The 23,051-nt window shown below is 71.0% G+C and carries 21 protein-coding genes, 1 tRNA gene and 1 riboswitch; of the genes, 13 read left to right on the top strand and 9 right to left on the bottom strand.

Features of this window, described 5'->3' with window-relative positions; translation table 11 throughout:
- The first annotated feature begins 143 nt into the window (after positions 1 to 143).
- From AFM16_RS16220 to AFM16_RS16195, 6 genes are all read left to right on the top strand, one after another.
- The gene (locus AFM16_RS16220) at positions 144 to 1,154 is read left to right on the top strand and encodes a LysM peptidoglycan-binding domain-containing protein (protein ID WP_078633726.1); all 1,011 of its coding nucleotides are present in this window, start codon (positions 144 to 146) and stop codon (positions 1,152 to 1,154) included.
- 204 nt (positions 1,155 to 1,358) lie between these two features.
- A riboswitch (cyclic di-AMP (ydaO/yuaA leader) is annotated at positions 1,359 to 1,527 on the top strand.
- Positions 1,528 to 1,531: 4 nt separating this feature from the next.
- A complete protein-coding gene (locus tag AFM16_RS16215) occupies positions 1,532 to 2,266 on the top strand; it encodes a LysM peptidoglycan-binding domain-containing protein (RefSeq protein ID WP_078633725.1) in 735 nt (244 codons plus the stop codon).
- 362 nt (positions 2,267 to 2,628) lie between these two features.
- Entirely contained in the window at positions 2,629 to 3,915 is a 1,287-nt protein-coding gene (gene eno / locus AFM16_RS16210) for a phosphopyruvate hydratase (protein ID WP_030792644.1), read from the top strand.
- 106 nt (positions 3,916 to 4,021) lie between these two features.
- Positions 4,022 to 4,498, top strand: coding sequence for an FtsB family cell division protein (locus AFM16_RS16205; protein WP_030792646.1), 477 nt, complete (start codon positions 4,022 to 4,024; stop codon positions 4,496 to 4,498).
- 26 nt (positions 4,499 to 4,524) lie between these two features.
- Complete coding sequence (locus tag AFM16_RS16200; protein ID WP_030792648.1) at positions 4,525 to 5,067, top strand: DUF501 domain-containing protein; 543 nt, start codon at positions 4,525 to 4,527, stop codon at positions 5,065 to 5,067.
- The gene (locus AFM16_RS16195) at positions 5,064 to 6,005 is read left to right on the top strand and encodes a Ppx/GppA phosphatase family protein (RefSeq protein ID WP_078633724.1); all 942 of its coding nucleotides are present in this window, start codon (positions 5,064 to 5,066) and stop codon (positions 6,003 to 6,005) included. The genes AFM16_RS16200 and AFM16_RS16195 overlap by 4 nt, the downstream gene beginning before the upstream one ends.
- A gap of 39 nt (positions 6,006 to 6,044) precedes the next feature.
- On the opposite strand, the gene AFM16_RS16190 is transcribed toward AFM16_RS16195, so the two are convergent.
- Both AFM16_RS16190 and AFM16_RS16185 read right to left on the bottom strand, forming a co-directional pair.
- Positions 6,045 to 6,290 (bottom strand): type II toxin-antitoxin system RelE family toxin, encoded by a 246-nt coding sequence (locus tag AFM16_RS16190; RefSeq protein WP_030792654.1) that lies wholly within the window; start codon positions 6,288 to 6,290, stop codon positions 6,045 to 6,047.
- 14 nt (positions 6,291 to 6,304) lie between these two features.
- Positions 6,305 to 6,577, bottom strand: coding sequence for a type II toxin-antitoxin system Phd/YefM family antitoxin (locus AFM16_RS16185; RefSeq protein ID WP_030792657.1), 273 nt, complete (start codon positions 6,575 to 6,577; stop codon positions 6,305 to 6,307).
- Between the two features lie 468 nt (positions 6,578 to 7,045).
- Here AFM16_RS16185 and AFM16_RS16180 point away from each other — a divergent pair, with 468 nt between their 5' ends.
- Together AFM16_RS16180 and AFM16_RS16175 are read left to right on the top strand one after the other, a co-directional pair.
- Positions 7,046 to 8,431: an NAD(P)/FAD-dependent oxidoreductase gene (locus tag AFM16_RS16180; protein WP_078633723.1), complete on the top strand. Its 1,386-nt coding sequence runs from the start codon at positions 7,046 to 7,048 to the stop codon at positions 8,429 to 8,431.
- A gap of 251 nt (positions 8,432 to 8,682) precedes the next feature.
- On the top strand, positions 8,683 to 9,981 hold the full coding sequence (locus AFM16_RS16175; RefSeq protein WP_030792663.1) for a class I SAM-dependent methyltransferase: 1,299 nt from the start codon (positions 8,683 to 8,685) through the stop codon (positions 9,979 to 9,981).
- Between the two features lie 70 nt (positions 9,982 to 10,051).
- On the opposite strand, the gene AFM16_RS16170 is transcribed toward AFM16_RS16175, so the two are convergent.
- Positions 10,052 to 12,577: an ABC transporter permease gene (locus AFM16_RS16170; protein WP_078633722.1), complete on the bottom strand. Its 2,526-nt coding sequence runs from the start codon at positions 12,575 to 12,577 to the stop codon at positions 10,052 to 10,054.
- 36 nt (positions 12,578 to 12,613) lie between these two features.
- Positions 12,614 to 13,384 (bottom strand): ABC transporter ATP-binding protein, encoded by a 771-nt coding sequence (locus tag AFM16_RS16165; RefSeq protein WP_078633721.1) that lies wholly within the window; start codon positions 13,382 to 13,384, stop codon positions 12,614 to 12,616.
- A gap of 417 nt (positions 13,385 to 13,801) precedes the next feature.
- Between AFM16_RS16165 and AFM16_RS16160 the strand changes: the two genes are divergently transcribed.
- From AFM16_RS16160 to AFM16_RS16150, 3 genes are all read left to right on the top strand, one after another.
- Positions 13,802 to 13,885: transfer RNA gene (locus AFM16_RS16160), tRNA-Leu, on the top strand.
- Positions 13,886 to 14,043: 158 nt separating this feature from the next.
- A complete protein-coding gene (locus AFM16_RS16155; RefSeq protein WP_030792672.1) occupies positions 14,044 to 15,219 on the top strand; it encodes a 4-hydroxybenzoate 3-monooxygenase in 1,176 nt (391 codons plus the stop codon).
- Positions 15,220 to 15,431: 212 nt separating this feature from the next.
- Positions 15,432 to 16,319 (top strand): Bax inhibitor-1/YccA family protein, encoded by an 888-nt coding sequence (locus AFM16_RS16150; RefSeq protein ID WP_030792675.1) that lies wholly within the window; start codon positions 15,432 to 15,434, stop codon positions 16,317 to 16,319.
- A 73-nt stretch (positions 16,320 to 16,392) separates the two neighbouring features.
- On the opposite strand, the gene AFM16_RS16145 is transcribed toward AFM16_RS16150, so the two are convergent.
- Positions 16,393 to 16,620: a DUF4287 domain-containing protein gene (locus tag AFM16_RS16145; RefSeq protein WP_030792678.1), complete on the bottom strand. Its 228-nt coding sequence runs from the start codon at positions 16,618 to 16,620 to the stop codon at positions 16,393 to 16,395.
- A 134-nt stretch (positions 16,621 to 16,754) separates the two neighbouring features.
- On the opposite strand from AFM16_RS16145, the gene AFM16_RS16140 reads away from it, so the two are divergent.
- Positions 16,755 to 17,036, top strand: a complete 282-nt coding sequence (locus AFM16_RS16140; RefSeq protein ID WP_030792681.1) for a hypothetical protein — start codon at positions 16,755 to 16,757, stop codon at positions 17,034 to 17,036.
- 11 nt (positions 17,037 to 17,047) lie between these two features.
- Here the strand turns inward: AFM16_RS16140 and AFM16_RS16135 are convergent, their stop codons facing one another.
- The 3 genes from AFM16_RS16135 to AFM16_RS16125 form a co-directional block, all read right to left on the bottom strand.
- The gene (locus AFM16_RS16135; protein WP_179123377.1) at positions 17,048 to 17,830 is read right to left on the bottom strand and encodes a hypothetical protein; all 783 of its coding nucleotides are present in this window, start codon (positions 17,828 to 17,830) and stop codon (positions 17,048 to 17,050) included.
- Positions 17,831 to 18,114: 284 nt separating this feature from the next.
- The gene (locus AFM16_RS16130) at positions 18,115 to 19,335 is read right to left on the bottom strand and encodes an acetyl-CoA C-acetyltransferase (protein WP_030792685.1); all 1,221 of its coding nucleotides are present in this window, start codon (positions 19,333 to 19,335) and stop codon (positions 18,115 to 18,117) included.
- Between the two features lie 186 nt (positions 19,336 to 19,521).
- Positions 19,522 to 20,574 carry an SGNH/GDSL hydrolase family protein gene (locus AFM16_RS16125; protein WP_078633720.1) on the bottom strand — a complete coding sequence of 351 codons (1,053 nt, stop codon included), beginning with the start codon at positions 20,572 to 20,574 and terminating at the stop codon, positions 19,522 to 19,524.
- A 149-nt stretch (positions 20,575 to 20,723) separates the two neighbouring features.
- Here AFM16_RS16125 and AFM16_RS16120 point away from each other — a divergent pair, with 149 nt between their 5' ends.
- Positions 20,724 to 22,112 (top strand): cystathionine beta-synthase, encoded by a 1,389-nt coding sequence (locus tag AFM16_RS16120; RefSeq protein WP_030792691.1) that lies wholly within the window; start codon positions 20,724 to 20,726, stop codon positions 22,110 to 22,112.
- A gap of 424 nt (positions 22,113 to 22,536) precedes the next feature.
- Here the strand turns inward: AFM16_RS16120 and AFM16_RS16115 are convergent, their stop codons facing one another.
- On the bottom strand, positions 22,537 to 22,962 hold the full coding sequence (locus tag AFM16_RS16115) for a hypothetical protein (protein WP_030792695.1): 426 nt from the start codon (positions 22,960 to 22,962) through the stop codon (positions 22,537 to 22,539).
- Between the last annotated feature and the right edge of the window lie 89 nt (positions 22,963 to 23,051).

Raw genomic sequence — 23,051 nt, 5'->3', positions numbered from 1 at the left:
GATCTTCACGTGATCTGCGCGGCATTAACTTGTGACAAGTGATCGTCTGCCGATACGTTCACTCGTCAGCGCGGCATCCACGGTTCCGGATGTGTCCGCACCGTCGTCGCGCCGGTCAACGCTGTCCAGAGAAAGGCCCCCGCATGCTCTCCGGGTCCGGTCGTCACCGTCGTCCTCGCCAGGCTCCGGCGCTCCTTGTCGCAGCCGGCGTGACCGGCTCCGCCATCGCGATCCCGCTGCTCGCCGCCACCGGCGCGAGCGCGGCCGAGGGCACGGTGTGGGACCAGGTGGCCCAGTGCGAGACCGGCGGCTCCTGGAGCGCCGACAAGGGCACCGGCGAGTACGGCGGCCTCAGCCTCACCCAGGAGCGGTGGGAGACCTACGGCGGGCTGGACTACGCCGCCAGCCCCGACCTGGCCAGCCGCAACCAGCAGATAGCCGTCGCGCAGAAGCTGCTCGCGGCCGAGGGGGTCGGCGCCTGGGGCACCTGCGGGCTGACGTCCGGGCTCACCAAGGAGTCCGGCGCGCTGAACGTGGACACGGGCATCGCTGACGGTTCATCCGGTTCGTCTGGTTTGTCCGACCTGTCCAAGGGGGAGTCCGGCTCCTCGGCGTCCGGCGGCTCCGCCGGCTCCGGCGCGACCTCGTCGCCCGGCGCCTCCGACTCCACCGAGGGTTCGGCGAGTTCGTCCCCTTCCTCCTCTTCTTCCCCTTCCCCCTCTTCGTCCGCTTCGTCCGCCGACGAGGAGGACGCGGCCGCCTCCGAGGGTGCCGCGAAACCGGGTGGCGCGGCGAAGGGCGGCGGCACGCCCTCCGGCAGCCCCGAAGCGGACGAGTCGGGCGAGTCGGACAAGTGGGTGCAGGACGTGGGTTCTTGGAGCCTCGTCGACACCGGCACCCTCGGCTCCGGCGGCCGTCACCGCGGCGCCACCGCCGAGGAGGGCCCGTCGGACGGCCTGGCGCCCGCCTCCGCCGGCCGGCACGCCGCCGAGGAGGTCTACACGGTCCAGGACGGCGACTCCCTCGCCTCCATCACCGACTCCCTTGGCCTGGAGGGCGGATGGCGCGCCCTGTACGAGGAGAACCTGGAGCGCATCGGTGCCGACCCGAGCGTCATCGTCCCCGGTCAGGCGCTGGACACCGGCGCCGAATAGGGCCGGAACACCCCCAAAGGCACCGGGAGTTCACGTCACACTTCGCGCCGAATGTCCGGTTTGGTGAAAGTGTGGGATGAGTCTCAGAAGCCCTGATCGTCTTTGGAATTCCGCGAATTCCGTGTCTACGGTCGAGCCGCTCGGCAACCCGGGCCCCGGTCGTCGCAACGCCGAATCCTGCCAGTGGCGCCCCGGGAACAGTCGTCGCGTCAAGCGCCGCAGGCAGGAGCGGGGGACCCAAGGTAAGTGCCGGAACCGGCGGTCGACGCCGTGACCGGCTCGGGGTGAAGCCGTGCACCGTGAGGTGCGCGGCCGGGCAACTCAACCGGCCCGAACCCGACAGCTCACCTCGCAGGCGTCGGTGAGGGGATCGTTCCATGCTGTTTTCCGGTAAGGGCAAGCACCGCCGTCCGTCCAAGACCACCCGCGCCGCCATGATCGCCGGCGTCACCGGTGTCGCCGTCGCCGCCCCGCTGATGGCCGCCGGCAACGCCTCCGCCGCCACCGCCTCCGAGTGGGACGCGGTCGCCCAGTGCGAGTCGGGCGGCAACTGGTCCATCAACACCGGCAACGGCTACTACGGCGGCCTCCAGTTCTCCGCCTCCACCTGGGCCGCGTACGGCGGCACCGCCTACGCCTCCCGCGCCGACCTGGCCTCCAAGACGCAGCAGATCACCATCGCCGAGAAGGTCCTCGCGGGCCAGGGCAAGGGTGCCTGGCCGACCTGCGGCGTCGGTCTGTCCAACACGCCGTTCAACGGCGGCGCCTCGGCCGGCTCCGACAGCGGCTCCTCCTCGGCCCAGACCCCGTCCGCCGCCCCGACCGCGGGCAGCACCGGCTCCCGCGCCGGCGAGCAGCAGGCCGCCTCCCGCTCCGCCGAGCGCCCCGCCGTCGGCAAGAGCGAGCAGAGCACCAAGACCGTCACCACCCCGACCGGCAAGAAGGTCAAGAAGGGCGACGGCGAGTACAAGGTCGTCAAGGGCGACACCCTCAGCACCATCGCCACCAAGCACAAGGTCAAGGGCGGCTGGCAGAAGCTGTTCCAGCTCAACAAGGGTGTCGTCCAGGACGCCGACCTGATCTACCCGGGCCAGCAGCTCCACCTCAAGTGAGCCGCGGCCGGGCCGTCGCTCCCCCCAGGTGACACCCGGCCCCCAGCGGGACCACAGCTTCCCCACAAGCGGGCCCCGCACACTGAGTACCTCGTGAGGGTCACCCCCCGTCCTCACGGGCCCCCGCCCCGGTGCGTCTTCCCCCGTACGCACCGGGGCGGGGTTTTTCGTGCGCCGGATTTTCGCCTCCACGCCACCCACCCTTTGTTCCGGGCGGAAACAATGGGTACGGTCTACCTGTCCACCGGACGGTCTGTCTGTCCACGGGACGGTCGGTCGGCTGCCGACGCCCCGAAGGCGGTTAGGCTCTAGTCGCAAGGCCCACACGGCCCCGCACACCCAGCGTCACATCCAAGAAGGAGATGCTCGTGCCGTCCATCGACGTCGTCGTAGCCCGGGAAATCCTGGACTCCCGAGGCAACCCCACGGTCGAGGTCGAGGTCGGCCTCGACGACGGCAGCACGGGTCGTGCCGCCGTCCCGTCCGGCGCCTCCACCGGCGCCTTCGAGGCCATCGAGCTGCGCGACGGTGACCCGAACCGCTACCAGGGCAAGGGTGTCGAGAAGGCCGTCCTCGCCGTCATCGAGCAGATCGGCCCCGAGCTGGTCGGCTACGACGCCACCGAGCAGCGCCTGATCGACCAGGCCATGTTCGACCTGGACGCCACCGACAACAAGGGCTCCCTCGGCGCCAACGCGATCCTCGGCGTCTCCCTCGCCGTCGCCCACGCCGCCTCCGAGGCCAGCGACCTCCCGCTCTTCCGCTACCTGGGCGGCCCGAACGCGCACCTGCTGCCCGTTCCGATGATGAACATCCTGAACGGCGGCTCGCACGCCGACTCCAACGTGGACATCCAGGAGTTCATGATCGCCCCGATCGGCGCGGAGTCCTTCTCCGAGGCGCTGCGCTGGGGCACCGAGGTCTACCACACCCTCAAGAAGGTGCTGAAGGCCAAGGGCCTGTCCACCGGCCTCGGCGACGAGGGCGGCTTCGCCCCGAACCTCGGCTCCAACCGCGAGGCCCTCGACCTCATCCTCGAGGCCATCAAGGAAGCCGGCTACGCGCCCGGCGAGCAGATCGCGCTCGCGCTCGACGTCGCCGCGTCCGAGTTCTACAAGGACGGCACGTACCAGTTCGAGGGCAAGTCCCGCTCGGCCGCCGAGATGACCGAGTACTACGAGGAGCTGGTGGCGGCCTACCCGCTGGTCTCCATCGAGGACCCGCTGTTCGAGGACGACTGGGCCGGCTGGAAGGTCCTCACCGACCGCCTCGGCGACAAGGTGCAGATCGTCGGCGACGACCTGTTCGTCACCAACCCCGAGCGCCTCGCCCGCGGCATCGAGGAGGGCACCGCCAACGCCCTGCTCGTCAAGGTCAACCAGATCGGCTCGCTCACCGAGACGCTGGACGCTGTCGAGCTGGCCCAGCGCAACGGCTTCAAGTGCATGATGTCCCACCGCTCCGGCGAGACCGAGGACGTCACGATCGCCGACCTCGCCGTCGCCACCAACTGCGGCCAGATCAAGACCGGCGCCCCGGCCCGCTCCGAGCGCGTCGCCAAGTACAACCAGCTCCTGCGCATCGAGGAGATCCTCGACGACGCGGCGGTCTACGCCGGGCGCAGCGCCTTCCCGCGGTTCAAGGGCTGACCTGACCCCACCTGGGTAAGGCTCAGCCAGTCGTACGTACGTCCCCGTACCCGGTCCCGTACCGTGTGCGGGGACGTACGCACGTGGAAGGGGAGGCGGAGAGCCGATGGCCGTCAAGGACCGGGACCGTTTCTCCACCACGACCAGGATCCGGCTGCTCGGCGAGCAGACCGCGGCCCGGGTCTACCGCTCCCAGACCAAGCGCCAGGCCCGCCGCTCCCGGCTCACCGGCCGCGCGGCCCTGCTGGCGCTGGTGCTGTGCACCCTGATCGTGGCCCTCGCCTACCCGATGCGGCAGTACGTCTCCCAGCGCGCCGAGATCGCCGATCTGGAGCGGGAGAAGCGGCAGGCCGCCGAGCGGGTGGAAGAGCTGCGCGACCTCAAGGCACGCTGGCAGGACGACGCGTACGCCGAGCAGCAGATCCGGCTGCGCCTGCACTATGTGCTGCCGGGGGAGACCGGATACGTCGTGATCGACCCGGAGGCGGCCAAGCAGTCCCGCGCCGGACTCGGAGCGGCCGACCGCCCCTGGTACTCGAACGTCTGGGACGGCGTCGACAAGTCCGACGCCTCCGACCAGTGAACCGACAGAGAGATTTTCGTACAGGCATGGACACTGCCCCGCCGACCACTCCGCGCACCGAGCCCACCGAGGCCGACGTCGAGGCATTCAAGCAGCAGCTCGGCCGGCCCCCGCGCGGGCTGCGCGCGATCGCGCACCGGTGCCCGTGCGGACAGCCGGACGTCGTCGAGACGGCCCCCCGCCTCCCCGACGGCACGCCCTTCCCGACGCTGTACTACCTGACGTGCCCCAAGGCCAACTCGGCCATCGGCACGCTGGAGGCGAACGGCGTGATGAAGGAGATGACGGCCCGTCTGGAGACCGACCCGGAGCTGGCCGCCGCCTACCGCGCGGCGCACGAGGACTACATCCGGCGCCGGGACGAGATCGAGGAGCTGAAGGGCTTCCCGAGCGCGGGCGGCATGCCGGACCGGGTGAAGTGCCTGCACGTCCTCGTCGCCCACTCGCTGGCCGCCGGACCCGGCGTGAACCCGCTCGGCGACGAGGCCCTCGCCATGCTGCCGGAATGGTGGCGCAAGGGCACCTGCGTCATCACCTCCGACGCGGACGCGAAGGACGGCGGACGGTGACCCGGGTCGCCGCCGTCGACTGCGGTACGAACTCCATCCGGCTCCTGGTCGCCGACTGCGACCCGGCCACCGGTGAACTGACCGAGCTGGACCGCCGGATGACGATCGTCCGGCTCGGCCAGGGCGTCGACCGCACCGGCCGGCTCGCCCCCGAGGCCCTGGAGCGCACCTTCGCCGCCTGCCGGGAGTACGCGGCCGTCATCAAGGAGCACGGCGCGCAGCGGCTGCGGTTCGTCGCCACCTCCGCCTCCCGGGACGCCGAGAACCGCGACGAGTTCGTGCGCGGGGTGCTGGACATCCTGGGCGTCGAACCCGAGGTCATCAGCGGGGACCAGGAGGCCGAGTTCTCCTTCACCGGCGCCACCCGGGAACTGGCCGGACGTCAGGACCTGACGCGGCCCTACCTGGTCGTGGACATCGGCGGCGGCTCCACGGAGTTCGTCGTCGGCGACAGCGCGGTGCGCGCCGCGCGCTCCGTGGACATCGGCTGTGTGCGTATGACCGAGCGTCACCTGGTCCGCGAGGGCGTCGTGACGGATCCGCCGGCGCCGGAGCAGATCGCGGCGATACGGGCCGACATCGAGGCGGCCCTGGACCTCGCCGAGGAGACGGTCCCGCTGCGCGAGGCCCACACCCTGGTCGGCCTGGCCGGCTCGGTCACGACGATCTCGGCGATCGCCCAGAACCTCCCCGCCTACGACTCGTCGGCCATCCACCACTCCCGTGTCTCCCGGACCCAGGTCCGCGAGATCACCGACCGCCTCCTCCGCTCCACCCACGCCGAACGCACCACGATCGGCGCCCTCCACCCCGGCCGCGTCGACGTGATCGCGGCAGGAGCCCTGATCCTCCTCGCCCTCATGGAACGCACCGACGCCCAGGAGGTAGTGGTCAGCGAACACGACATCCTGGACGGCATCGCGTGGTCGGTGGCGTAGGCGGTGGGTGAGGCGGGGCGGCGCAGGCCGCGACTAGGGCTACAGGTTGCGGTAGACGTCCCGCCGGGCGCCCACCTTCACGACGAGGACGACGAGTTCGCCGTCGTTGATCTGGTAGGCGACCCGGTAGCTGCCGACCCGGAGGCGGTAGAGCCCCGACGGGCCCGTGAGCTTCTTGATGTCGGCGTCCTCGCGGTACGGGTCGTCGCCGAGCAGGGTCAGCGCGGTGAGGATGCGCATGGCGTCGGGGCGGCTGATGGACCGGAGTTGCCGCTGCGCCGCCATAGTGAACCGGAACTTCACACCGCGCCCTCACCGCGCTCGCTGAACAGGTCCGCCAGGAGTTCGGCCATCGAGACGGTGGGCCCGCCCTCGGCCAGGACCGCCTCCGCCTCGCGGGCCAGCAGCACGTCTGCCGCCTCCTCCAGTGCCTCGAAGTCGGCGATCGGCACGACCGCGGCCACGGGGGCGCCGTTGCGCGTGATGACGGTCGGAGTGCCTTCCTCGGCCCTGTTGATGTGTTCGGCCAGGTGTGCGCGAGCTTCCCTGACGGTCACGGTGTGGTCGCTCATGGATCGAGTGTACGCACTCACGTGTACACGCCGCCAGGCGTTGCCCGCACTCTGCTGAGCAGGCCGTAAGCGCGTTTGAGCGGGCTCCAGGGGGCCTTCGGGGGGCCTTCCTGGCGACCCTCCGGGAAAGTTCGTGAAGTTCTTCACAAGGAATTCGGCCCTGTCGGAGGGTGGAGAAGGGCCGGTTGGCCCTTCCGAGGGGTCAACCCCCGTGTGAACGTGTTCAAAAGAGGCGCGCGGGGAGGTTTCGCGGGGGGCTCGCGCGGGGGTGTTCCGGGGTGCTCACGGGGGCCGTTCGGGCCCGGAGAGGCAGCTCACGGGGCATTGACAACGCCCCGCCCTACACGCTGGTTCCCGCATCGCGCCATGATGTGGATCACGCGGGCCGCGGAGGATAGCACACACCCTCCCGAAGCTTGTGAAGGGGCGCACGAGCGACCCCCCTCCGGCGGGTGGATACTCGATGGCATGAGCACCACGGAGCGTCCCAGGATCCTCGTAGTAGGCGGTGGGTACGTAGGCCTGTACGCAGCTCGGCGCATTCTCAAGAAGATGCGCTACGGCGAGGCGACCGTCACGGTCGTCGACCCCCGGTCGTACATGACCTACCAGCCCTTCCTCCCCGAAACCGCCGCCGGCAACATCTCCCCGCGCCATGTCGTCGTCCCGCTGCGACGCGTGCTGCCCAAGGCGGAGGTCCTCACCGGCCGGGTCACCACCATCGACCAGGACCGCAAGGTCGCCACGATCGCCCCGCTGGTCGGCGAGGCGTACGAGCTGCCCTTCGACTACCTGGTCATCGCGCTCGGCGCGGTCTCCCGCACCTTCCCGATCCCCGGCCTCGCCGAGCAGGGCATCGGTATGAAGGGCGTCGAGGAGGCCATCGGCCTGCGCAACCACGTCCTCGAGCAGCTCGACAAGGCCGACTCCACCACCGACGAGGAGATCCGCCGCAAGGCGCTGACCTTCGTCTTCATCGGCGGCGGCTTCGCCGGCGCGGAGACCATCGGTGAGGTCGAGGACCTGGCCCGGGACGCGGCCAAGTACTACAAGACGGTGTCCCGCGAGGACATGCGCTTCATCCTCGTCGACGCCGCGGACAAGATCCTCCCCGAGGTCGGCCCCAAGCTCGGCCAGTACGGCAAGGAGCACCTGGAGAGCCGCGGCGTGGAGATCTACCTCTCCACCTCGATGGACTCCTGCGTCGACGGCCACGTCGTGCTGAAGAACGGCCTGGAGGTCGACTCCAACACGATCGTGTGGACGGCCGGCGTCAAGCCGAACCCGGTCCTCGCCCGTTACGGCCTCCCGCTCGGCCCTCGCGGTCACGTCGACACCGCCCCGACCCTCCAGGTCCAGGGCACCGACTACATCTGGGCCGCCGGCGACAACGCCCAGGTCCCGGACCTCGCCGCCCGCAAGGCCGGTGTCGAGAACGCCTGGTGCCCGCCGAACGCCCAGCACGCGCTGCGCCAGGCCAAGGTCCTCGGCGACAACGTCGTGGCCGGCATGCGGGGCTTCCCGCAGAAGGAGTACGCGCACTCCAACAAGGGCGCGGTGGCGGGCCTCGGCCTCCACAAGGGCGTCGCGATGATCGTCATGGGCAAGATGAAGATCAAGCTCAAGGGCCGTCTCGCCTGGTACATGCACCGTGGCTACCACGGCCTGGCGATGCCGACGTGGAACCGCAAGATCCGCGTCTTCGCCGACTGGACCCTCGGCATGTTCCTCAAGCGCGAGGTGGTCGCCCTCGGCGCCCTGGAGTCCCCGCGCGAGGAGTTCTACGAGGCCGCCAAGCCGGCTCCGGCCCCGGTCGCCGCCAAGCCCGAGTCCGAGAAGGCCAAGGCGTCCTGACCTCGGGTCATCCGAGCCGGACACGCACAGCACGCCCCGAAGGGGCCGCCCGCCATCCGTGGTGCGGGCGGCCCCTTCGGCGTTCCCCCGGCCACCGTGCGGCCGCCGTCCGGCCGCCGTCCCGCCCGCCCTCCCGCCGCCGTGCCGCGGGTTTGCCCAGTCATGACGCGCGTGGGGGACTGCGAGGGCGCCCCTCAGGTGTTTACGTGGAGTCAGGACAGTCCGGGATCACCGTCACGGAGGTGTGCTCCATGGCCGATGCCGCGTCGCGGCTCCACACTCTCGCCGAACAGCTTCTGGGGGCCCCGCTCCCGGTGCGCGTCCGCGCCTGGGACGGTTCGCAGGCCGGCCCTCCCGACGCGCCCACCCTCGTCGTCCACCACCGAAGAGCCCTGCGCCGACTGCTGTTCAAGCCCGGCGAACTGGGCCTCGCCCGCGCCTGGGTCGCCGGGGAGGTCGACGTCGACGGCGACCTCTACACCGCCCTCGACCTGCTCTCCGGCCTCTTCTGGGAACGCGGCGAGGACGCCCGTACGCTCGCCCGCGCCCTGCGCGACCCGCAGTTCCGGTCGGCGGCCCGCGGTCTGCTGAGACTCGCCGGGCCCCCGGTCCCGCCCGCCCCGCCCCGCGAGGAGGTCCGCCGCCGTGGCCACCTCCACACCCGCCGCACCGACCACCGGGCCATCAGCCACCACTACGACGTCGGCAACGACTTCTACGAGATCGTCCTCGGCCCGTCGATGGTGTACTCGTGCGCCTACTGGCCGGACCCCGGCGCCGGCCTCGAACGGGCCCAGGACGACAAGCTCGAACTCGTCTGCCGCAAACTCGCCCTGACTCCCGGTCAGCGACTCCTCGACGTCGGCTGCGGCTGGGGCTCGCTGGCGATCCACGCGGCCCGCGAGCACGGCGCGTCCGTCGTCGGCATCACCCTCTCCCGCGAACAGGCCGCCTACGCCCGTAAACGCGTCGCCGACGCCGGTCTCACCGACCGGGTGGAGATCAGGGTGCAGGACTACCGGGACGTCGGCGACGGACCCTACGACGCGATCTCCTCGATCGGGATGGCCGAGCACGTCGGCGCCGAGAAGTACCTCGCCTACGCCAGCGACCTGTACGCGCTGCTCGCCCCCGGCGGCCGGCTGCTCAACCACCAGATCGCCCGCCGCCCCGAACGCGACGAGACGGCCTACCACGTCGACGAGTTCATCGACGCCTATGTCTTCCCGGACGGTGAGCTGGCCCCCCTCGGCACCACCGTCACCCTGCTCGAACGCGCCGGGTTCGAAGTGCGTGACGTCGAGGCGCTCCGCGAGCACTACGCCCTCACCCTGCGGCACTGGGTGGCCCGGCTGGAGGCCGACTGGGCCCGCGCCGTCCGTCTGACCTCGCCGGGCCGGGCCCGGGTCTGGCGGCTCTACATGGCCGCCAGCGCCGTCGCCTTCGAACGCAACCGGATCGGCGTCAACCAGGTCCTGGCCGTCCGCGCCCCGGAGTCCGGCACCTCCGGGATGCCCCTGCGGGCCCGCGCCTGGCAGGAGACGCCCTGACACGGCGAGGGGGTCCCGTCGCGTACGGCGACGGGACCCCCTCCTGCTCGACCCCCTTCTCGACGGCCGCCTACTCCGACTTGATCGCCGCCAGCATGTTCAGCCGGGCCGCCCGCCGGGCCGGCCAGAGCGCGGCCAGGACACCCACCCCGGCGGCCAGCAGCAGGAAGAGGGCCATCCGGTCCCAGGGCAGGACCAGCTCGTAGGTGGCCATCCTGGTGCCGAGCAGTTCACCGGCCGCCCAGCCGAAGAACACGCCCAGGCCGATGCCGAGCACCCCGCCGAAGAGCGAGATGACCAGTGATTCGAGCCGGACCATCCGCTTGACCGCCCGCCGGTCCAGACCGATCGCCCGCAGCATGCCGATCTCCTGCGAACGCTCGAACACGGACATCGCCAGCGTGTTGATCACGCCGAGCACGGCCACGATCACGGCCATCGCGAGCAGCCCGTAGAGCATGTTCAGCATCAGCGTGAACATCTGCGCGATCTCGTCGGACAGGTCCTGCTTGCTCTGCACCTTGATGGCCGGGTTGGAGCCGAGGGCCTTCTCCAGCCGGTCCTTGGCCGCGTCCGACGCGCCGCCGGAGGTCTTGACCATGACCTGCATGTCGGTCGGGTCCTCCTGGTGCGGGGCGAGCACCGAGGCGTCCAGCATGATGCCCCGGATCAGCTCGTTGCCCTCGTAGACCCCGGCGACCGTCAGCTTCTGCTTCTCGCCGTCCTCGTAGGCGGCGGTGAAGGCGGAACCGGCCTTCCAGCCGTGGTCCTTCGCGGTGTCCCGGTCGACGACGACCTTGGTGCCGCCGACCGCGAACGTGCCGTCCTCGACCTTCAGGTCGGTCAGCTCGCCGATCGCGGGCGTGACGCCGGTGAGGTACTCGGTCGTCCCGCCGATGCGCGCGGGTGCATTGCGCAGCGGGCTCAGGGCGGTCACCCCGTCGGTGGCCCGCAGCTTCTCCTCGACATCGGGGGAGAGCGTGTTGCCGTTGGCCATGGACACGATGTAGTCGGCGCGGATCGCGGCGGACGCCATCTTGTCGATGGACTTCTGGAGGCTGCCCGCCATCACCGTCATCCCGGTGATCAGGGTGAGGCCGATCATCAGCGCGGACGCCGTGGCGGCCGTACGGCGCGGGTTGCGCACCGAGTTCTGGCGGGCCAGCTTGCCGGAGATCCCGAAGACCCGGAGGGCGGGCGCGGCGGCCGCGATCAGCGGACGGGACAGCAGCGGGGTCAGGATGAACACACCGATGATCAGCAGGACCGCGCCGATCCCCATGGGGGCCTGGCCGTCGGAGCCGTCCATCGTCGTCGCGGCCAGGACCACGGCGACACCCGCCGCCGAGAACAGCGCGCCGAGCGTGTTGCGCAGCACCAGGGACTTGGTGGTCGCCTTGGCGTGCACGCTGTTCATCGCGGCGACCGGCGGGATCTTCGCGGCCCGGCGGCCGGGCAGCCAGGCGGCCAGCATGGTGATGACGACGCCCACCACCAGCGAGGTGGCGACCGTGCCGGGCGAGACGACCAGCGGTCCGTCGGGGACGGTCGCGCCGAGCGTGTTCATCAGCGAGCGCAGCCCGGCGCCGATGCCGATACCGGCCACCAGACCCGTGCCGCCCGCCACCGCGCCGACCACCAGCGCCTCGATCAGCACCGACCGCGTCACCTGGCGGCGCGAGGCGCCGACGGCCCGCAGCAGCGCCAGTTCCCTGGTGCGCTGGGCGACCAGCATGGTGAAGGTGTTGGCGATGATGAAGGTGCCGACGAAGAGCGCGATCCCGGCGAAGACCAGCAGGCCCTGCTTCAGCCCGCTCATCGAGGAGGAGATCATCTCCGCCTGGTCGTCGGCCAGACGCTGCGCGGTGGTGGTCTCGACCTCGCCCTTGGGCAGGGCCGCGTCCAGGGCGGACTTCAGCGCGGTCTGCGAGGTGCCGGCGGCGGCCTTGACGTCGATCTCGTCGTAGGTGCCGGTCTTGCCGAACAGCTTCTGGGCGGTCGGGGTGTCGAACAGGGCGAGGCTGCCGCCGGCCGCGACATTGCCGTCGTCCGTGCGGAAGACGCCGGTGATCCTCGGGGTGAGGACGGGGCCGTCGACCGAGATCCGGACGGTGTCGCCGACCTCGTACCCGGCCCGGCGGGCGGTCTCGGTGTCGATGGCGACCTCGTGCGCGCCGTGCGGGGCCTTGCCCTTCTCCATCGGGTACCGCGGGTCGTCGGTGCCCCAGTAGTTGCCGCCCTGGGACTGGAAGCCGCCGCCGACGAGCTTGCCGTCCCGGTCGGCGATGGCGGTGAAGCCGGTGACGACGCCGACGGCGGAGGCGGCGCCCGGCACCTTCGCGCTGCGCTCGCGCAGGGCCTCGGTCAGTTCGGGCGTCTTGACGATCCGGTCGCCGACGTCCTCCTGGGCCTTCGCGGTGACGGCGACGTCGACCTGGCCGAAGCCCTTGGCGGAGCTGTTCTGGAGGGCGTTGGAGAGGGTGTTGGTGAAGACCAGGGTCCCGGACACGAAGGCCACGCCGAGCATCACGGCGAGGACGGTCATCAGGAGCCGGGCCTTGTGCGCGGTGACATTGCGCAAGGCGGTGCGGAACATGGTGGTTTTCTCAGTCCTGTCGGTCCCGGACGGGGGTCAGCTTGTGCGGCCCTTGGAGTCGAACTGCTTCATCCGGTCGAGGACCGAGTCGGCGGTCGGCTCGTACACCTCGTCGACGATCCGGCCGTCCGCGAGGAAGATCACGCGGTCCGCGTACGCCGCCGCCACCGGGTCGTGGGTCACCATGACGACGGTCTGGCCGAGGTCGCGCACCGAGTTGCGCAGGAAGCCCAGCACCTCGGCGCCGGAGCGGGAGTCGAGGTTTCCGGTCGGCTCGTCGCCGAAGATGATGTCCGGCCGGGAGGCCAGGGCGCGGGCCACGGCGACCCGCTGCTGCTGGCCGCCGGACAACTGGGCGGGCCGGTGGCCGAGGCGTCCGGACAGCCCGATCATGGAGATCACGTCGTCCAGCCAGGCCCTGTCCGGCTTGCGGCCCGCGATGTCCATCGGGAGCGTGATGTTCTCCAGGGCGGTCAGGGTCGGCAGCAGGTTGAACGCCTGGAAGATGAAACCGATCTTGTCCCGGCGCAACTTGGTGAGCTGCTTGTCCTTGAGCGAGCCGAGTTCGGTGTCGCCGATGCGCACGGAACCGGAGGAGAAGGTGTCCAGGCCGGCGACGCAGTGCATCAGGGTGGACTTGCCGGACCCGGAGGGGCCCATGATCGCGGTGAACTCGGCCTGCCGGAAGTCGACGGAGACCCGGTCCAGGGCGACCACCTGGGTCTCGCCCTGACCGTAGATCTTCGACAGCTCCGTGGCACGGGCGGCCACGGCGGTGGACCGGTCGGAGAGGGGCATGGTGGTCACGGGTGAGGGCTCCTGTCGGGACGACTGCCCGTACGACGGTCTGTGTGCGGGACTCGAACCATCGTTCCGTCCGCGCGCCGCGTTGTAGTCAGCCGCTGTTCCGGTTCCGAAGGCAGACTCGGGTCGGACCACGGCCCCCGGGGTCATACCTGGGGATGACAGGGGCCCCTGAGGCGCGTCCGAACTGACCGTTCGTCAAGAACCGGTGGAGCACCCTCGTTCGTACGGTGAAATTCCGTCATTCCGCATACATGGGTGCCGATCGCGCGCGAGGCTACTGGCAAGTGCGGATGGCGTGTTCCAGGTGCTGATGCTCCCTCAGACGTCAATAAAATAAGACAACATCGGGCCAGTTCTTCGGCTGTTCGGGGGACGCTCCCCGATAGGCTCGGAACCTCGATGCGGAGCCCATGGCCTGCCCGGATGGTGGAATGCAGACACGGCGAGCTTAAACCTCGCTGCCCCTTCGCGGGCGTGCCGGTTCAAGTCCGGCTCCGGGCACTACCTCGGTCACATGCGGTGACCTGCGAGAACGGCCGGTCACCGAGTCCCCCTTCGCCGACGCCTTCATGATGTGAACCACGTCACCGAAATCACGTCACCCCTCACGTCGTCCCTCATGTCACCGAAGCCGTGTCACCGCTCGAAGGGAACGTCCGATGCGCACCACCGTCGGCATCATCGGGGCCGGCCCCGCAGGGCTGCTTCTCGCCAGGCTGCTGCACACCGCCGGGATCGCCTCGGTCGTGCTGGAGGGCCGGGACCGCGGCCATGTCGAGGGGCGGCAGCGCGCCGGGATCCTGGAGCAGGGCACCGTGGACGTGCTGCGGGCGGCCGGGGCCGGGGAGCGGCTGGACCGTGAGGGGCTGCGGCACGACGGGATCGAGTTACGGTTCGCCCGGCGGCGGCACCGCGTCGACTTCCCCGGGCTCACCGGCGGCCGGTCGGTGTGGGTGTACGCCCAGACGGAGGTGTGCAAGGACCTGATCGCGCTCCAGCTCGCCGAGGGCGGCCCGCTGCTCTTCGAGGCGCCGGCGCTCGCCGTCGAGGACGCCGCCACGGACCGGCCGCGCGTCCGCTTCCGGCAGGGCGGCACGGAGGACGTCCTGGAGTGCGACTACGTGGTCGGCTGCGACGGCTTCTGGGGCGTCGCCCGGCGCGCGGTCCCCGCCGGATCGGCCCGCGTCTTCGAACGGACGTACCCCTACGGCTGGCTCGGCATCCTCGCCGACGCCCCGCCCTCGCACCACGAGCTGGTCTACGCCCGCCACGACCGCGGCTTCGCCCTGCTGTCCATGCGCTCCCCCTCGGTCTCCCGCCTTTACCTCCAGGTCCCCGAGGGCACCGACGCCGGGGAGTGGGCCGACGAGGAGATCTGGGACGAGCTGACGCGGCGCTTCGAGACCGGCGACGGCTGGACGCTGGAGCGCGGCCCGGTCACGCAGAAGTCCGTCACGCCCATGCGCTCCTACGTCCACGAGCCGATGCGCCACGGCCGGCTCTTCCTGGCCGGGGACGCCGCGCACATCGTCCCGCCCACCGGCGCCAAGGGGCTCAACCTGGCCGTCGGCGACGTCGTGACGCTCGCGCGGGCACTGGTCCACGAGCGGGACACCGGCTCGGCCACCCTTCTGGACGCCTACTCCGCGACCTGTCTGCGCCGGGTCTGGCAGGCCGAGCGGTTCTCCTACGACATGACGGGCCTGCTGCACCGGGCCCCCGGCGCCACCCCCTTCGAGGACCGGATCCAGCTCGCCCGGCTGGAGCGGATCGCCTCCTGCCGGGCCGCCGAGACGGACCTCGCGGAGGCGTACACCGGCTTCCCGTTCGGATGACCGGACACCCCTTGTGCCGGCCGGTCTCCGAGCGGTTCCGGCCAGGTCGCAGGTTGGTCATGAATGCCGTACCGCCGTGGTGGGAATCACGACGCCGCGTAGCGTGTTGCGCAGCACGAAGGGAAAGATCCTCCTCAAGCACTAGGGTCAATCCTTTGCCTACCCATTACCCTTGAGGCCAAGGCCACAACGGGTGGCCATGGAGGAGTGAAATGGAGAGCAGAAACCCGGTCTTCTCGCGACGGGGGTTCAGCCGCGACAACGGCTACGCGGGCTTCAACGCGACGCCGCAGGCCGGGGGACCCGCTGTCGGCACGCAGGCCAACCCGTACGCGCAGCAGGGCGGCAACCCCTACGCGCAGAACCCTTACGCCCAGCAGGGCCTCCAGGGTGCCCCGCCGCAGGCCCCGGCCACCACCGGCGCCATGACCATGGACGACGTCGTCGCGCGCACCGCGACCACGCTCGGCACCGTGGTGCTCACGGCGGTCCTGTCCTGGGTGCTGCTGCCGGTCGACGAGGCCAACCTCGGCAAGTCCTACGGCATCGCCGTCGGCGCCGGCCTGGTCGCGATGGTGCTCGCCCTCGTCCAGTCCTTCAAGCGCCGCCCGTCGCCCGCGCTGATCCTGTCGTACGCCGCCCTCGAGGGCGTCTTCCTCGGCGTGATCTCGGCCGCGGTCTCCACCTACATCGCCAACGGCGTGGTCGCCCAGGCGGTGCTCGGCACCATGGCCGTCTTCGGCGGTGTGCTGGTGGCGTACAAGGCGGGCTGGATCCGCGTCAACCGCCGCTTCTACGGCTTCGTGATGGCGGCCGCGCTCGGCTTCGTCCTGCTGATGGCCGTGAACCTGCTGTTCACCGTCTTCGGCGGCGGTGACGGCCTCGGCTTCCGCAGCGGCGGTCTCGGCATCGTCTTCGGCATCATCGGCATCATCCTCGGCGCGTGCTTCCTCGCCCTCGACTTCAAGCAGGTCGAGGACGGCATCGCCTACGGCGCCCCGCGCGAGGAGGCCTGGCTCGCCGCCTTCGGCCTCACGCTGACGCTGGTGTGGATCTACATGGAGTTCCTGCGGCTCCTGTCGATCCTGAACAGCGACTGAGCGACGGCCGCCGGACCGTGTCCGGCGTGACAGGGCCCCGGGGTTCTTCCCGGGGCCCTTCGTCGTGTGCGCGCTAGAGGAGTTTGCGCGCGGCCCTCCTCAGGTCGTACTCGTGGATGAGCGCCTTCGCGTGGCCGTAGGCGAGGTTGTGTTCGTGGCGGAGCCAACTGACCTTCTCCTCGAAGCGGAGAGCGGGGCCGTCGCCGATGGTGCGCAGCCAGTCGGAGACTTCACGACCGGTGCAGTGCGGGATGCGGGCGAGCAGGTTGCGATGGGTCTCCTCGGAGAGGACATGGGACATCGGCGCCTCCGGTGGCAAAGGGGATGTAAGCCGGTCCTTCAGGTCACCGTGCCTGAGTGTTCGTCCGTTGGCAACAGTGCGGGTACGGCGCGTACGCTCACCGCGTGGCTGATACGACGTCCCTGACCCGTGCGGTGGATCACTTCGCCGATCGTCTGAGAGCGGCCCCGCAGAGCCGCCTCCAGCGGGGCGCCGCCGCCGAGGCGCTGGCGCTGGCCCGGCAGTTGGCCCGGTGGGCGCAGTCCATCGAGGAACCGGCGGCGGAGCCGCGCGAGATGCCGGACGCCGGGATGTTCGCCGCCGCCGACCAAATCACCGTGGCCGCACACGACTTGGCCCTCGTGCTCGACGACGAGGGCCAGGTGGAGGAGGCGGTGCGGCTGGTGGAGGAGGCCCGCAAGCGGGCCGGGGTCTGACGCGGTCCGGCTCAGAGCGAGGCGATGACGCGGTCCGCCAGGATGTAGATGTTCTCCTCGCCGCAGGCGAAGGTCAGGGTGTAGGCACCCGAGATGCCGGAGCCGCCGAGGAGGAACGGCGTCTCGCCGGCCGACAGGGCCGCGGAGAGCCGCTCGGCGGTCTCCCGGTGCCCCGGGGTCATGCACAGGGTGGTGCCGTCGGCGAAGACATAGACGTCGAGGGTGCCGAGCGGACCCGGGCGGACGTCGGTCAGCCGGACCTGGGAGGCGGCCAGCTCCTCCAGGGTGGTCACGGTGCGCTCGTGGTCGTTCACGATCGGCGACTGGACCGGGACGAAGTCCGGGTGGGACGGGTGCCGGCGGCGGGCCGCGGCCAGTTCGGCGGACTCCCCGGCGAACTCGTCGGCGTCCGCGCCCGGCTCGGCGACCGGCTCCAGCGGCTCCATGCCCACGAAGTCGGCCTGGCGGGGCAGGAACAGCTCACTGTCCGGCAGCCCCAGCAGCGTGGGGGCGTCGGAGGCGTCACGCGCCTCCTGGGCCGCCCAGAAGGCGCGGGCCTCGGCGAGTTCCCGCTCCCGCTCCTCGGCGAGGGCCTCGGTCACGGCCGCGCGTATCTCGGCGGTGTCGCTCGTGGCCCGGGCCGCCGGAACGAATCCGCGCGTCTGCGCGGCGTGGTTCTCGGCGAGCTGGGTGTGCAGGGCGGCGACCTGCCGGCGCAACTGCAACAGGGTGCGCAGGACGGCGACTCCCACGGCGCCCGTCGCGGCCGTGGTGACCAGCAAGGCGATCTGCATGGCGCTCACTGACGTACTCCCGGTTCAAAGTCGACCCCCGACTTCCTACATCAGCTTGAAGGGCGGACTATCCCTCTGTCAGTGCGTAACGTCACGAAACGGACAGGTCCTTGGGTCTGGGGTTAGGTGCTGAACGGCGCTGAGCTGCGTAAATCCCCTTCCGAGGGAGATAGGTCACATCCTGGGGGAGATTGGATCACGGAACGGCCCGGAGTTCAGGTGCTTCCCGAACTCCGGGCCGTTGCGTGACGGATGGTGCTGAAACGGTTACGCAGAGGGCCTGTTCAGCTCAGGCGCTCGATCACCATCGCCATGCCCTGGCCGCCGCCCACGCACATCGTCTCCAGACCGAACTGCTTGTCGTGGAACTGGAGGGAGTTGATGAGCGTGCCGGTGATGCGGGCGCCCGTCATGCCGAAGGGGTGGCCGACGGCGATGGCGCCGCCGTTGACGTTCAGCTTGTCGAGGTCGATGCCGAGGTCGCGGTAGGAGGGGATCACCTGCGCGGCGAACGCCTCGTTGATCTCGACCAGGTCGATGTCGTCGATGGTGAGACCGGCGCGGCGCAGCGCCTGCTGGGACGCCTCGACCGGGCCGAGGCCCATGATCTCGGGGGAGAGGCCGGAGACACCGGTCGACACGATCCGGGCGAGCGGGGTGAGGCCCAGCTCGCGGGCCTTGGTGTCGGACATGACGACGACCGCGGCGGCGCCGTCGTTCAGCGGGCAGCAGTTGCCGGCGGTCACGAGGCCGTCGGGGCGGAAGACCGGCTTGAGGCCCTGCACGGCCTCCAGGGTGACGCCGGCGCGCGGGCCGTCGTCCTTGGCGACGACCGTGCCGTCCGGGAGGGTCACCGGGGTGATCTCGCGCTCCCAGAAGCCGTTCTTGATGGCTTCCTCGGCGAGGTTCTGGGAGCGGACGGCGAACTCGTCCATGTCCTGGCGGGTGACGCCCTTGGCGCGGGCCAGGTTCTCCGCGGTCTGGCCCATCGCGATGTAGGGGTCGGGGAGCAGGCCGTCCTCGCGCGGGTCGTGCCAGGTGGAGCCCTCGGACGCGGCGGTGGCGGCGGTGCGGGCCTGGGCCTCGTCGAAGAGCGGGTTGGTGGTGTCCGGGAGGCCGTCGGAGCTGCCCTTGGCGAACCGGGAGACCGTCTCGACGCCGGCCGAGATGAAGACGTCGCCCTCGCCGGCCTTGATGGCGTGCAGCGCCATGCGGCTGGTCTGGAGGGACGAGGAACAGTAGCGGGTGATCGTGCAGCCGGGCAGATGGTCCATGCCCATCCGCACCGCGACGATCCGGCCCAGGTTGTAGCCCTGCTCGCCGCCGGGCAGACCGCAGCCGAGCATCAGGTCGTCGATCTCCCGCGGGTCCAGCTCGGGGATCTTCGCCAGGGCGGCCTGGATGATCGTGGCGGTGAGGTCGTCCGGGCGCAGGTCCTTCAGCGAGCCCTTGACGGCGCGGCCGATGGGGGAGCGGGCGGTCGAGACGATGACGGCTTCGGGCATCACGGCTCCAGTGGCTTGCGGATGTTGGCGTGCGGATGGTGGCGTCGGAGGAACTTCCGGGCAGGGCTGAGTGGGAAGTTACCGGTCCGTATGGCCAGGGTCACGGTGATGGGGGTGTGACCCTGGCCGCACTTTCCAAGCGCTTGCTTTTTTCTCGGTCGGGCTCCCGCCGGGCGGGGGCCGGTGTCAGACCCCCGACGGGCTGGTGGGGGACGCCGGCGCCGGCTCCGCCTCGGCGACCCGCCGCCTGCGCCGCCGCTTGAGCAGCGCCCAGGGACCGCGCGGGCCCGTCGGCATCGCCGCCGCGACCTCCGTACCGGCCTCCGAGGCCGCCTCCGCCGCCGCCCGGGCCACCGGCAGGAAGCCCTCCCGGCGCGCGGCGTCCGGCCGCTCCTCCTCGGCCGGCCACAGCCCCAGCGCGGCGCACAGCGTCGGCAGGACCGCCATGGCCGCCGTGGCGTAGCCCTCGGCGGACGGGTGGTAGTGGTCCGGGCCGAACAGCTCGCGCGGGTTCGCCTCGAACTCCGGCCCCAGCAGATCGCCCAGCGACACCGTGCGCCCGCCCTGCTCGACCACCCCGATCGTCTGCGCCGCCGCGAGCTGACGGGAGGCCCGGCGCGCCAGCCAGCGCAGCGGCTGCGGTACCGGCTCGATCGTGCCCAGGTCGGGACAGGTGCCCACCACCACCTCGGCACCGGCCGTGCGCAGCCGCCGTACCGCGGCCGACAGATGGCGCACCGAGCGGGTCGGCGGCATCCGGTGGGTGACGTCGTTCGCGCCGATCATGATCACGCAGATGTCGGGCACCCGGCCGCCCGGATCCCCGACGATCAGCGCCACCTGCCGGTCCAGATCGTCCGACTGGGCCCCCGGCAGGGCCACGTTGCGCAGCTCCACCGGGCGTTCCGCCACCGCCGCGAGCCCCGACGCCAGCAGCGCGCCCGGCGTCTGCCCCGAGCGGCGCACCCCCTGCCCCGCGGCCGTGGAGTCGCCCAGCAGCGCCAGCCGCAGCGGGTCCGCGCCGGGGGTGCCGGGTGCGTCGTACGTGCGGCCGTAGCGGCCCTCCGCGCGCGGGACCCGCGCCTGCTCGCCGTTGCCGTTCACATGGCGGCGGGCCAGCCGCGCCTCCGCCAGCAGCAGCCCCACGGCGGCCGCCCCGGCCAGACCGACGCCGCCACCGCCGTAGGCCGCGCCGGCCGCGATCCGCCGGGCCACCCTCGCCCTCGACATGCTCGTCATGCCTCGACGCCACCTCCTCGTGTCCGTACACCCACTCCTTGCCCCGTACGGACCGTCGGCCAATCTCGACGGCGAGTGAACCCGCACGCCGGGCCGTACCCTGGCGTAACCACTACGACCACTGTTTTTGCAAGCAACCGGAGACAACGGTGCAATTCCACGACTCGATGATCAGTCTCGTCGGCAACACCCCGCTGGTGAAGCTCAACAACGTGACCCAGGGCATCCAGGCGACCGTTCTGGCCAAGGTGGAGTACTTCAACCCGGGCGGATCCGTGAAGGACCGCATCGCCCTGCGCATGATCGAGGCCGCCGAGAAGAGCGGGGAGCTGAAGCCGGGCGGCACGATCGTCGAGCCGACCAGCGGCAACACCGGCGTGGGCCTCGCCATCGTGGCGCAGCAGAAGGGGTACAAGTGCATCTTCGTGTGCCCCGACAAGGTGAGCACCGACAAGATCAACGTGCTGCGCGCGTACGGCGCCGAGGTCGTCGTCTGCCCGACCGCCGTGGACCCCGAGCACCCGGACTCCTACTACAACGTCTCCGACCGGCTGGTCCGTGAGACGCCGGGCGCCTGGAAGCCCGACCAGTACTCCAACCCCAACAACCCGCTCTCCCACTACCACTCGACCGGCCCCGAGCTGTGGGAGCAGACGGAGGGGAAGATCACCCACTTCGTCGCGGGCGTGGGCACCGGCGGCACCATCTCCGGCACCGGCCGCTATCTGAAGGACGCCAGCGAGGGCGCCGTCCAGGTCATCGGCGCCGACCCGGAGGGCTCGGTGTACTCCGGCGGCTCCGGCCGGCCGTACCTGGTCGAGGGCGTCGGCGAGGACTTCTGGCCGACCGCCTACGACCGGACCGTCGCCGACGAGATCGTGCCGGTGTCCGACAAGGACTCCTTCCAGATGACCCGCCGCCTGGCCAAGGAGGAGGGCCTGCTGGTCGGCGGCTCCTGCGGCATGGCCGTGGTGGCGGCGCTGCGGGTCGCCGAGCGGCTCGGCCCGGACGACGTCGTCGTCGTGCTGCTGCCGGACAGCGGCCGCGGCTACCTCTCCAAGATCTTCAACGACGAGTGGATGGCCGACTACGGCTTCCTGGAGGACCAGGGCCCCAGCGCCCGCGTCGCCGACGTCCTGAACGACAAGGAGCACGGCGCGATCCCGTCCCTCGTCCACATGCACCCGGACGAGACGGTCGGCCAGGCCATCGAGGTGCTGCGCGAGTACGGCGTCTCGCAGATGCCGATCGTGAAGCCCGGCGCCGGTCACCCGGACGTGATGGCCGCCGAGGTCGTCGGGTCGGTCGTGGAGCGGGAGCTGCTGGACGCGCTCTTCACCCAGCGCGCCTCCCTCTCCGACCCGCTGGAGAAGCACATGTCGGCCCCGCTGCCGCAGGTCGGCTCCGGTGAGCCGGTCGGCGACCTGATGTCGGTGCTCGGCACCGCGGACGCGGCGATCGTCCTCGTCGAGGGCAAGCCCACCGGGGTCGTCAGCCGCCAGGACCTGCTGGCCTTCCTGGCCAAGGGCGGCAAGTAGGGGGAACGGGGTTTCCCCGGTCCGCACGGGGAAACCCCGGGGAAACCTTCGGTGAACCGCGCCGACGGGAGCGGAACTTCCGTTTGCCGACCGAAAAGGTGGACTTCGCGGAAGTGGTACGAGCGTGTCACGTCCGCGCAGCACACGCTTAACACGCGTCCGGCAGATTGGTGGATGTCGGCAGGGCGGGAGCGGCTCCCCGCCCCGGCCGGCAAACCGAACGGCGTCACGGACCTCCGGAGCGGCTCCCGGACCTCCACAGGCGCCAAGGGCGCGCAAGCCCGGCCTGACCCGGCCCGCGTCCCACGCGGGGACCGCCGTCGTCCCGCCCCCCGGCAACGGGGGTGCGGCGGTCCCCGCGACACACTTCTCCCGGCATTTCCGGCGTTCCCGGCGTTCCCGGCGGGTGTTCTCCCGCGGGAGGTCAGTCCTCCCAGTCGCTGTCCTTCGCCGCACGGCGCCGGCGCCCGAAGGCGCCCGGGTTGGCGCGGACCGCCTGCACCACGTTCACGCCGACGATGCCCAGCCAGGACACGATCAGGCCGGGCAGCTTCCCGGTGCCCGCGCCGATCGCCGACAGCGGGATCGCCAGCACCAGCGAGACGATGCCGAAGCCGAAGCGCTCGCCCCACGAGTCCCGGTCCCCGGGCGAACGGGAGTCCCGGGCCGCCACCATCTGCCGTTCGGCGAGCTGACGGCGCACCCGCCGCTCCACCGCGCCGTCGATGCGCTGGTCGACCTTCTCCAGGAACGAGTCGACCAGCGCGGACTCGTACTCCTCGCCCAGCTCCCTGCGGGCGTGCAGGGTGGCGTCGAGTTCCTTCTTCAGGTCGCTGTCCTGCCGGTCCATCGTGGTCTCCCATCCCGTCATGCCCCTCACGGTAGGGAGCGCGGACACCCGACGCACTGGGGGTAGCCCCCCAGTCGGATCCGGGCTGC

Source organism: Streptomyces antibioticus, assembly GCF_002019855.1.
GTDB lineage: Bacteria > Actinomycetota > Actinomycetes > Streptomycetales > Streptomycetaceae > Streptomyces > Streptomyces antibioticus_B.
Note: the sequence above shows the minus strand (reverse complement) of the source record. Positions and strands in the feature narration are given on the sequence as shown.

Coding starts and splice junctions, on each gene's coding strand:
- AFM16_RS16220 (WP_078633726.1), top strand. CDS start 144: ATGCTCTCCGGGTCCGGTCGTCACCGTCGTCCTCGCCAGGCTCCGGCG.
- AFM16_RS16215 (WP_078633725.1), top strand. CDS start 1,532: ATGCTGTTTTCCGGTAAGGGCAAGCACCGCCGTCCGTCCAAGACCACC.
- eno (WP_030792644.1), top strand. CDS start 2,629: ATGCTCGTGCCGTCCATCGACGTCGTCGTAGCCCGGGAAATCCTGGAC.
- AFM16_RS16205 (WP_030792646.1), top strand. CDS start 4,022: ATGGCCGTCAAGGACCGGGACCGTTTCTCCACCACGACCAGGATCCGG.
- AFM16_RS16200 (WP_030792648.1), top strand. CDS start 4,525: ATGGACACTGCCCCGCCGACCACTCCGCGCACCGAGCCCACCGAGGCC.
- AFM16_RS16190 (WP_030792654.1), bottom strand. CDS start 6,290: ATGGCGGCGCAGCGGCAACTCCGGTCCATCAGCCGCCCCGACGCCATG.
- AFM16_RS16185 (WP_030792657.1), bottom strand. CDS start 6,577: ATGAGCGACCACACCGTGACCGTCAGGGAAGCTCGCGCACACCTGGCC.
- AFM16_RS16180 (WP_078633723.1), top strand. CDS start 7,046: ATGAGCACCACGGAGCGTCCCAGGATCCTCGTAGTAGGCGGTGGGTAC.
- AFM16_RS16175 (WP_030792663.1), top strand. CDS start 8,683: ATGGCCGATGCCGCGTCGCGGCTCCACACTCTCGCCGAACAGCTTCTG.
- AFM16_RS16170 (WP_078633722.1), bottom strand. CDS start 12,577: ATGTTCCGCACCGCCTTGCGCAATGTCACCGCGCACAAGGCCCGGCTC.
- AFM16_RS16155 (WP_030792672.1), top strand. CDS start 14,044: ATGCGCACCACCGTCGGCATCATCGGGGCCGGCCCCGCAGGGCTGCTT.
- AFM16_RS16150 (WP_030792675.1), top strand. CDS start 15,432: ATGGAGAGCAGAAACCCGGTCTTCTCGCGACGGGGGTTCAGCCGCGAC.
- AFM16_RS16145 (WP_030792678.1), bottom strand. CDS start 16,620: ATGTCCCATGTCCTCTCCGAGGAGACCCATCGCAACCTGCTCGCCCGC.
- AFM16_RS16135 (WP_179123377.1), bottom strand. CDS start 17,830: ATGCAGATCGCCTTGCTGGTCACCACGGCCGCGACGGGCGCCGTGGGA.
- AFM16_RS16130 (WP_030792685.1), bottom strand. CDS start 19,335: ATGCCCGAAGCCGTCATCGTCTCGACCGCCCGCTCCCCCATCGGCCGC.
- AFM16_RS16125 (WP_078633720.1), bottom strand. CDS start 20,574: ATGACGAGCATGTCGAGGGCGAGGGTGGCCCGGCGGATCGCGGCCGGC.
- AFM16_RS16115 (WP_030792695.1), bottom strand. CDS start 22,962: ATGGACCGGCAGGACAGCGACCTGAAGAAGGAACTCGACGCCACCCTG.